Origin of the sequence: Pseudomonas agronomica, from assembly GCF_025917275.1 — a bacterium.
GTDB classification, from domain to species: Bacteria; Pseudomonadota; Gammaproteobacteria; order Pseudomonadales; family Pseudomonadaceae; genus Aquipseudomonas; species Aquipseudomonas agronomica.
This window is the reverse complement of the sequence record NZ_JAOSHO010000022.1, coordinates 22,473-29,798: the sequence shown is the minus strand read 5'-3', so window position 1 is coordinate 29,798 and position 7,326 is coordinate 22,473. Positions and strand designations below refer to the sequence as shown.

The 7,326-nt window shown below is 58.7% G+C and carries 8 protein-coding genes; 7 read left to right on the top strand and 1 reads right to left on the bottom strand.

Annotated features, from left to right (window positions below; all coding sequences use genetic code 11):
- The 4 genes from OC610_RS03880 to OC610_RS03865 all read left to right on the top strand — a co-directional run.
- Window positions 1-961 (top strand): PDDEXK nuclease domain-containing protein (locus OC610_RS03880; protein ID WP_264426606.1); only part of this gene is annotated, 961 nt, incomplete at its 5' end.
- 97 nt (window positions 962-1,058) lie between these two features.
- Window positions 1,059-1,664 carry a biliverdin-producing heme oxygenase gene (locus OC610_RS03875; protein ID WP_264426604.1) on the top strand — a complete coding sequence of 202 codons (606 nt, stop codon included), beginning with the start codon at window positions 1,059-1,061 and terminating at the stop codon, window positions 1,662-1,664.
- Window positions 1,661-3,895 carry an ATP-binding protein gene (locus tag OC610_RS03870; protein WP_264426603.1) on the top strand — a complete coding sequence of 745 codons (2,235 nt, stop codon included), beginning with the start codon at window positions 1,661-1,663 and terminating at the stop codon, window positions 3,893-3,895. The genes OC610_RS03875 and OC610_RS03870 overlap by 4 nt, the downstream gene beginning before the upstream one ends.
- 40 nt (window positions 3,896-3,935) lie before the next feature.
- Complete coding sequence (locus OC610_RS03865) at window positions 3,936-4,382, top strand: hypothetical protein (RefSeq protein ID WP_264426602.1); 447 nt, start codon at window positions 3,936-3,938, stop codon at window positions 4,380-4,382.
- A 9-nt stretch (window positions 4,383-4,391) separates the two neighbouring features.
- Here OC610_RS03865 and OC610_RS03860 read toward each other — a convergent pair whose 3' ends face one another.
- Window positions 4,392-4,841: a carboxypeptidase regulatory-like domain-containing protein gene (locus OC610_RS03860; RefSeq protein WP_264426601.1), complete on the bottom strand. Its 450-nt coding sequence runs from the start codon at window positions 4,839-4,841 to the stop codon at window positions 4,392-4,394.
- A gap of 135 nt (window positions 4,842-4,976) precedes the next feature.
- Here OC610_RS03860 and OC610_RS03855 point away from each other — a divergent pair, with 135 nt between their 5' ends.
- The 3 genes from OC610_RS03855 to OC610_RS03845 all read left to right on the top strand — a co-directional run bounded on the left by OC610_RS03855 (window position 4,977) and on the right by OC610_RS03845 (window position 7,319).
- Entirely contained in the window at window positions 4,977-5,477 is a 501-nt protein-coding gene (locus OC610_RS03855) for a hypothetical protein (RefSeq protein ID WP_264426600.1), read from the top strand.
- 299 nt (window positions 5,478-5,776) lie between these two features.
- Window positions 5,777-6,550 carry an ABC transporter ATP-binding protein gene (locus tag OC610_RS03850; RefSeq protein ID WP_264426599.1) on the top strand — a complete coding sequence of 258 codons (774 nt, stop codon included), beginning with the start codon at window positions 5,777-5,779 and terminating at the stop codon, window positions 6,548-6,550.
- Window positions 6,551-6,563: 13 nt separating this feature from the next.
- Window positions 6,564-7,319 (top strand): ABC transporter substrate-binding protein, encoded by a 756-nt coding sequence (locus OC610_RS03845; protein WP_264426598.1) that lies wholly within the window; start codon window positions 6,564-6,566, stop codon window positions 7,317-7,319.
- Window positions 7,320-7,326: the final 7 nt, after the last annotated feature.

Here is a 7,326-nt window from a genome sequence, read left to right as displayed (position 1 = left end):
GCGAGCCGTGGATACCCTCCAGGTCCAGACCTGCTGGCAGATCGGCCGGCACATCATCGAATTCGAGCAAGGAGGAGCCGAACGAGCGGTCTACGGAGCAAAGTTGCTGCCGTCTTTGGCGAAGGTGCTGACGGCGCGGTTTGGGAAAGGGTTTGATGCTTCGAATCTGCGCTACATGCGACTCTTTTATCAGGCGTTTCCAATCTGTGACGCACTGCGTCACGAATTGAGTTGGACCCATTACCGAATATTGCTCCGTGTCGAAAATAATAATGCGCGCCATTGGTACATGAACGAAACCGCCACCCAAAACTGGTCCACCCGCGCCCTGGAACGCCAGATTGGCACCTTCTATTACGAGCGCCTCCTGGCAAGCCGCGACCGGCGCGCGGTGGAGCAGGAAGCAATCACCAATATAGGGAAACTGGATTTTGGCCCCAGGGACATCGTCAGGGATCCGGTGGTCCTGGAATTCCTCGGCCTGCCCAACGCCGGCATGCTTCAGGAAAGCGATCTGGAACAAGCCTTGATCGATCAACTCCAGGGTTTCCTTCTGGAGCTTGGCAAAGGTTTCGCCTTCGTTGCCCGTCAACAGCGCATCAGTACCGAAAGCAGGGATTTCTATCTCGACCTGGTTTTCTACAACTACGTGCTCAAGTGCTTTGTCATCGTCGACCTCAAGCGCGGCGAACTTACCCACCAGGACATTGGCCAGATGGACATGTATGTCCGGCTTTACGATGACCTCAGGCGCGGCCCCGACGACAAACCCACCGTCGGCATCATTCTTTGCGCTCAGAAGGATGAGTCGGTGGTGCGCTATTCCGTGTTGCAGGGAAACGAGCAACTGTTTGCCAGCCAGTACCAAACAGTGCTCCCCACCGAAGAAGAACTACGCCAGGCGCTGGATCGCGAACGGATGCGATTGGTGCAAGGACCATCGGACGCGGCGATTGGATGAAATCAGAACGATACCCATGAACGCAGGCTCAAAAAACCCATGTAACATTGATGCGCTTTTTTTCCAGCAACGCGCCATTCAACGAGCTTCGTCCTGCATGTCACCGGTCGCCCCTCCTCCCTCACTGATCCAGGCATTGCGGACTGAAACCGCTGAATTACACGTCGCCCTGGAGAAACGCCTGCCGTTTTTCTCGCCACACTTGGACCTGGGCCTGTACCAACGCCTGCTCGCGGCCTACTACGGTTTTTATCAGCCGCTGGAGGAACGGCTTCACAGGCTGGCGCTGATTCCGAGCGGGCTGGATCAATCCCAGCGCATCAAGCTCCCGGTGTTACGCGCCGACCTCATAGCGCTGGGCAAGGACGCTGCCGCTGTCGACGCGCTTCCTGTTTGCCGGGAGCTGCCGCAGATCGACTCCCGGGCAGCCGCCCTTGGCGTTTCCTATGTGCTGGAAGGGGCGACCCTCGGCGGGCAGATCCTGCGGCGCAGGGTGGCGGAGCAACTGGGTCTTGATGCGTCCAGCGGGGCGGCCTTTCTCAACGTCTATGGCGAACTCACTGGGCGGCGCTGGAAGGATTTCCTGCAATACCTGGACGACAGGAACCTTGGCGAAGCGCAGACGCTCGAAGTCACACACGCCGCCAAGGCGACCTTTACTTATTTCGAACGCTGGCTGGACAGCCAAAAGGTATTGTCATGACCCCGGAAAACAAGGAAGTCTTCGAAGAACTGCTGGCCAATTGCGCAGACGAACCGATCCGCTTCCCCGGGGCCATCCAGCCTCATGGCGTGTTGTTGATGCTGTCGGAGCCCGACTTCACGATCCGCCAGGTCAGCGCCAACGTATTACAGTTGATGGGCCACGATCCCCACAGGCTGTTGGGCCAGACGCTGGATGCACTGTTGGGCCTGGAGCAGGCAGAGGCGATCCTCGTTGCCTGTCGCACCGCCCCGGAAAGCGGCAGCGCGCCGGTGGCCATCGTCGTAAACCAGCAGCGTTTTGATGCCCTGGTGCACCGCCATCAGGGCGCGCTGATCGTTGAACTGGAACAACACCTGAGCGACTACCGCCCCGAGGGAGTCAGCGGCGAGGCCAACCTGGCCCGCATGCTGCAGCGCCTGCAAAGCGCAAAGAACCTCCAGGCCCTCTACGAAATCAGCGTGCGCGAAATCCAGGCCATGACCGGCTACGACCGCGTGCTGATCTATCGCTTCGAGGAAGAAGGCCACGGCCAAGTCATCGCCGAGGCCAGCGCGCCGTCGATGGAACTCTACAAGGGCTTGTTTTTTCCTGCGTCGGACATTCCGGAGCAGGCCCGTGAGCTGTACCGGACCAACTGGCTGCGCATCATCCCCAACGCCCACTATGCGCCGGTACCGCTGGTGCCCGAGCTGCGCCCCGATACCCAGGCGCCACTGGACCTGAGCTTTTCCACCTTGCGCAGCGTCTCGCCGATCCACCGTCAATACATGAAGAACATGGGCGTGCTGTCATCCATGAGCATCTCGCTGATGAAAGGCGAGCGTTTGTGGGGGCTGATCAGTTGCGGTAATCGCCAGCCGCTGCTTGTGCCCCACGAAATGCGCATGGCGTGCCAGACCATCGGCCAGATCCTGTCGCTGCAGATCAGCGCCATGGAAGCCCTTGAGCTGACCCGTCAACGGGACGCCAAGCTCGAAGATCTACAGGCGCTTGCCACTGTCATGGCCGAGTCCAGCGAAAACGTTTTCGACGGTTTGTGCCACGAACCGCAACGATTGATGAACCTTACAGGCGCCCACGGCGTAGCGATTCTCGAAGACAACAAGCTGCATCGCCACGGCCAGTGCCCGGACCCGGAGCAAATCCGCGAGTTGCACAAGTGGATCATGGAGACAGGCCAGCCGATCTTCTCCCACCACAACCTGGGCAGCGTTTTCGCACCAGCCAAGGCCTATCAGGATGTGGCGAGCGGTGTCCTGGCGATTCATTTGCCCAAGCCCGTGGAAAACGGCGTGCTTTGGTTCCGCCCCGAAGTGAAGCAGACCATCAATTGGAGCGGCGACCCACAAAAACCCCTCGACCTGGAAACCAGCGAGGCCGGCATGCGCCTGCGACCGCGCACGTCATTCGAGATATGGAAAGTCGAGATGGACGGCATCAGCGCCAAATGGCGCCACGGAGACCTGTTCGCGGCCAACGACCTGCGTCGCTCGGCCCTGGAAAACGACCTCGCCCGACAAGTGCGCAAGGAGCGCCAGGCGGTGCAAGCACGCGATGACCTGGTGGCCGTCGTCTCCCATGACCTGCGCAGCCCGATGACGGTCATCTCCATGCTCTGCGGCATGATGCAAAAGGCCTTCAGTTCCGACGGTTCCCACAGCTCAAAGCGAATTGCCTCGGCCATCGACACCATGCAACAGGCCACCAGTCGCATGAACGCGTTGCTGGAGGATCTGCTCGATACCTCGCGCATCGATGCCGGGCGCTACACCATCCGTCCCAAGCCAACGGACGTCAGCCAGATATTCGAGGACGCGTGTTCATTGCTCTCGCCGCTGGCCTCCGCCAAGGCCATCGACATCTCTTTCCAGGCCGAACCCAACCTGAAGATCAACGCCGACCCGGAGCGCCTGTTCCAGGTGCTGTCCAACCTCATCGGCAATGCGATCAAATTCACGCCGCAAAAAGGTCGCGTAGGCGTCAGCGCAATGTCGGTTGGCGATGAAATCGTGTTCAGCGTCCGCGACACCGGTGAAGGCATCGCGCCAGAACAACTGCCTCATGTTTTCGATCGCTACTGGACCACCCAGGAAGGCAACCCCAACGGTACCGGGCTGGGGTTGTACATTTCCAAGGGGATTGTCCTGGCGCATGGCGGTAAACTGCATGCCGAAAGCCAGCCAGGCAAGGGCAGCGAATTCCGCTTCACCGTGCCGAAAATCGATTGAGCCGGGCACCGTCCCTTAACGAATTGGAAACCGAAGCCCAATGGCCTCACTGAACAAACAGCAGAAACGCGCCAAGCGTGCCAAAGACAAAGCCAAGCAGATCCGCATGACCGGGCGCAAGTCCATCCCCATGTATGGCGATCCGGCACACGCCACCGCCCAGCCTCCCGTCTACGTGTTGGAGCTGTTTGCCAAGCTGCGCGAAGCCGAGGCCATCAGCCGTAGCGAAATGCTCGACACGTTGCTGGCAAACGTCAGCGAAATGATCATCGAGCGGCCAAGCCTGTTGGACCTGAAGAACGCCGAAAACGAAAGCATGGCCGCCACCAACCTGGCCGCCGACATGCTCGTCGACTACCGCATGTGGGCCGACGACATGGACCGCGACACAGCGCAGCGCTGGCTCAGCACGCCGGAGTTCATCAAGGACTTCAGCGAGGCGCTGGACCGTTATCGCCAATCGATGGAAACACCGGCCAGCGAATAAACCGGCCTGTTATTCGCTGCTGTTCCAATGGAACACCAGATTGCGTGCGGCCCCGCTGCCTACCTCGGCGGTGTCGCGACGCTCTTCGCCGTTACGCATTGCCACGACGCTGTACTTGCCCGGCGGCAGTTGCACATACACCAGCGGCCCTGCATCGCTGAGCGTCAGCAATGTCTGTCCCGATGCGCTCTGCACGGTCACGTCCACATCCGGGACATACTTGTTCTCCGGGCCAATCGCAAAGGTCATGTGCAGGTTGTAACCCTGGGCCTGCCCGATGGCTCGGGCTTCGTCCTCGCCGATACCGCCGGACAGGTAGGTAATGCCGTTCTGCTGCATGGGTTGGACCTGGACGCCTGTGTTGTCGATGGGCGTGAGGTTAGTGGCGTCTAGCGCGAGGGGAAACAGCAGAATGCTGATGGCGATGAATGGCAATACTAGATATTGAACGGGCTTCATGGCGAGAACTCCAGGCTCTGGAAACCACTCACATGAGTTCACCTTTGAGCACGACTATACGTTGAGGTTTAGATCGATTAGAAATAGGCCACAAATTCATGGCTGCTTTCTCTCACAAATAACAGGACCACGCCCATGGCCTCCGCAAACAAGCAACAGAAACGCGCCAAGCGTGCCAAAGCAAAAGCCAAGCAACTACGGGTCAGTCGTACAAAGCCTGCTTGCGCCACCTTCGATCTCCCCAACTACGACGATCCGTATTTCCCGGACGCTTTGGAGGATGAGTTCGAAGCGCTCCCCAGGGACTTTTTGTCGCTTTTTTATGAGATGCAAGACGCGGAAGAAGAGACCGGGCGCGTCGATATGATGGTCAGGATGATGGGCTTGCTCTTTGCCATGATCAATGAACAGCCCGAACTGCTAGATAATGAAAATGCTGAAAACGAAGCCATGGCACTCCAGCTTCTGACCGAAGACACCCTGATCGCTTACCGAACGTGGGCTGACGATATCGATCAGGAAGCAGCGGAGCAGTGGCTTCACAGCCCTGAAGTACAGGCAGATTTCGAAACTGCACGAGCCAGCTTCAAAGAGGTTCTAAAGATACTGTGGGATCTTGAGGACGCTCCTGAATAATCAACAGACTTTTCATTACGACGACGCTCATCCGGTTAACCCTTCCCACCCCCGCCCAAAGCTGGCACCATCGCGCCTTTTTTTACGCGACTCCCCGGGCATTTCGCCGGTGTGCTTGGTTCAAACAGCCGTTCGGTTGTTGATGGCGCGACAGTCTGCTGTGTCGATGCGACAACCTGCCACACATCATCGGCTTACCGTCCGAAGCGCTGTTGGCTGTCATTCGGACGCATGCTAGCTTGGCCGCCTCGCCAGGAAGGCTGCCAATAGCCAGGGAGCACATATCATGAGGACCGCACATGGCCCAGGCCACGCCCGCGCTTGAAATCCGCAACCTGCATAAACGCTACGGCCAGTTGGAGGTGCTCAAAGGCGTCTCGCTGACCGCCCGCGACGGCGACGTGATCTCGATCCTGGGTTCCTCCGGCTCCGGCAAGTCCACGTTCCTGCGCTGCATCAACCTGCTGGAAAACCCCAACCAGGGCCAGATTCTCGTGGCGGGAGAAGAGCTCAAGCTCAAGGCTGCGAAAAACGGTGAGCTGATGGCCGCCGACGGCAAGCAGATCAATCGCATGCGCAGCGAGATTGGTTTTGTATTTCAAAACTTCAATCTCTGGCCGCACATGAGCGTGCTCGACAACATCATCGAAGCCCCGCGCCGAGTGCTCGGCCAGAGCAAGGCCGAAGCCATCGAAGTCGCCGAGGCCTTGCTGGCCAAGGTCGGCATCGCCGACAAGCGCCATGCCTACCCTGCCGAACTGTCCGGCGGCCAGCAGCAACGAGCCGCCATCGCCCGCACACTGGCGATGCAACCCAAAGTGATTCTGTTCGACGAGCCCACTTCCGCCCTTGACCCGGAAATGGTCCAGGAAGTACTTAGTGTGATCCGCGCCCTGGCCGAAGAGGGTCGCACGATGCTGCTGGTGACCCACGAAATGGGTTTCGCCCGTCAGGTCTCCAGCGGAGTCGTGTTCCTGCACCAGGGCCTGGTCGAGGAGCAAGGATCGCCACAGCAGGTGTTCGAGAACCCGCTTTCGGCACGCTGCAAACAATTCATGTCCAGCAACCGCTAACGGAGCCGTACCTATGCAGACCTACAGGAAATTTTTATTGGCTGCTGCCGCCAGCCTGGTCTTCTCGGCCAGCGCCATAGCGGCCGACAAACTGAAAATGGGCATCGAAGCGGCCTACCCGCCGTTCAACAACAAGGACGCCAGCGGCCAGGTCGTGGGCTTCGACAAAGACATCGGTGACGCGCTGTGCGCCAAGATGAAAGTCGAGTGCGAAGTGGTCACGTCCGACTGGGACGGCATCATTCCGGCCTTGATGGCCAAGAAATTCGATTTCCTGATTTCTTCGCTGTCGGTCAACGATGAGCGCAAGCAAGCCGTGGACTTCACCGACCCGTACTACTCCAACAAGCTGCAATTCATTGCGCCGAAAAACGTCGAATTCAAAACCGATAAAGAGTCCCTCAAAGGCAAGATCATCGGTGCACAGCGCTCGACCCTCGCCGGCACCTGGCTGGAAGATGAGCTGGGCAGCGATATCACCGTCAAGCTCTATGACACCCAGGAAAACGCCTACCTGGACCTGACGTCCGGCCGCCTCGACGCCATCCTCGCGGACAAATACGTGAACTACGACTGGCTGAAAACCGACGCCGGTCGTGCCTATGAGTTCAAGGGTGACCCGGTGGTAGAAGGCGACAAGATCGCCATCGCCGTGCGCAAGGGTGACAACGAACTGCGCAACAAGCTGAACGCCGCACTCAAGGAAATCGTTGCCGACGGCACCTATAAAAAGATCAACGACAAGTATTTCCCGTTCAGCATCTATTGATACTGAC